Genomic DNA, 1,504 nt, shown 5'->3' with positions numbered 1-1,504 from the left:
GCCATTTCGGCATGACGCATCCGGGCGCCTGGCGCCCCCGCTCGGTTTCCTCTTCGGTTGATCCCGCCGCCCGCTAGGCCGCGTACGGGACGGCGTCGCGCATGATCGCGTATATGACCTTGAGCCTCTTCCTCGCGACCGCCTTCAGCGCCTTGCTGTGCCTCATCCCCCTCGCCCTGCACTCCCCGTAGTACCTCCCGAACCTGTTGTCCGTGCCGATGAGGGAGTTGCAGCTGAATATGAGCAGGTTCTTGAGCTGCCTGTTCCCGCCGCGCTGCGGCGACGTCGACCTGATGCTGCTCCCGGAGCGCCTGTCTGACGGCGCCACGCCGCAATAGCTCGCGAGCTCGTCGTGCCCCCTGAACGCGGATATGTCGATCGACGTCACCAGCGCCGCGGCGGTCTTGGGGCCGATCCCGGGCACCGTGAGGAGGCACTCGTAGACCTCGTCGCCCGCCAGCGAGTCGGCCACGAGCGAGTCGAGCTCCTCGATGTCGGCGTCGAGGGAGGCTATCTCCCGGGCGAGCATCCGGACCGCGACGTCCTCGCCGGCCGGGAGCCGCCTTCCCGAGCGCGACGAGGCCAGCAGCGCCTCCCAGAGCCTCCTGGCCCCCGCCGCGGGGGCGCCCGCGCGCCTGGCGGCGTTCGAGAACCTGCGCCAGCCGGCGGCCGAGCACCCGGCGGCCCCGCCGAACTCGGCCAGCATCGACACCTGCCAGCGGCTCGAAGGGTCGACCGCGCCCTCGAGCGCGGGGTCGGCCTCGAGCAGGGTCGCGCGCAGCCTGTTCTTCGCGCGGGTCCTGGCGGACGACGCGAACTCGCGCTGCGACGACAGGATCCGCAGCGAGGCGGCCCCCTCGGGCTCCTCGGGCGCCGGCCTGAGGGCGCGGGGCACGCCGAGCGCGGTGCGCGCGATCACCTCGGCGTCGATGGCGTCGGTCTTCGCGGTGCCGGGGAACATCCCGCGGGCCTGCTTCTCGGCATATCCGGGCAGGTAGGCGCAGGGGTTCCCGTGCGCATGGGCGCGCGCGAGGACCAGCGCGCCGATGTTTCGCTTCTGGTCGACGACGACCAGCGCGCCGGAGCCGGCCCGCTCGAGCAGCCGGTCGATGTCGTCGGGCCTGTTTGCCAGCTCGGCCCTGAAGGCGACGCCCCCTCCCGCATCGAGCGCGCACGCGCTGTGCGAGCTCTTCCCGACGTCGATCCCCAGGTACGCCACGGGCGTCTCTGCTGCAGGCATGGTGTATCCTCTCCCTTGAGCCGGCCGTTAGCCGCGGAAGCGACACCCACATTACCCGGCCGTGGCCCGGTCCGGGCCCGGCACATCTCTATCAGTCGTTCCCCGCGGCCCCTCCCGCCCCGGCGGCAACACGTCCCGGGCCCTCTACGGGGCAGGGGCTGACGGCCGTCCGGGGCGGTCGGCCAGCGACCACCGGTACGGCTCAATCGTATAGCCGTGCAACGGAAAAGAGCCGCCCTTTCGGACGACTCAAACTGTAATGGG

At 71.7% G+C, this 1,504-nt stretch carries 1 protein-coding gene; it reads right to left on the bottom strand.

The features are described 5' to 3' along the window. Positions 1 to 73 precede the first annotated feature (73 nt). Complete coding sequence (locus FYJ40_RS08840; RefSeq protein WP_154518702.1) at positions 74 to 1,240, bottom strand: IS110 family transposase; 1,167 nt, start codon at positions 1,238 to 1,240, stop codon at positions 74 to 76. Positions 1,241 to 1,504: the final 264 nt, after the last annotated feature.

Origin of the sequence: Collinsella sp. WCA1-178-WT-3 (M1) (assembly GCF_009696325.1) — a bacterium.
Classification (GTDB): Bacteria; Actinomycetota; Coriobacteriia; order Coriobacteriales; family Coriobacteriaceae; genus Collinsella.
This window is presented reverse-complemented; position numbering and strand designations above follow the sequence as displayed.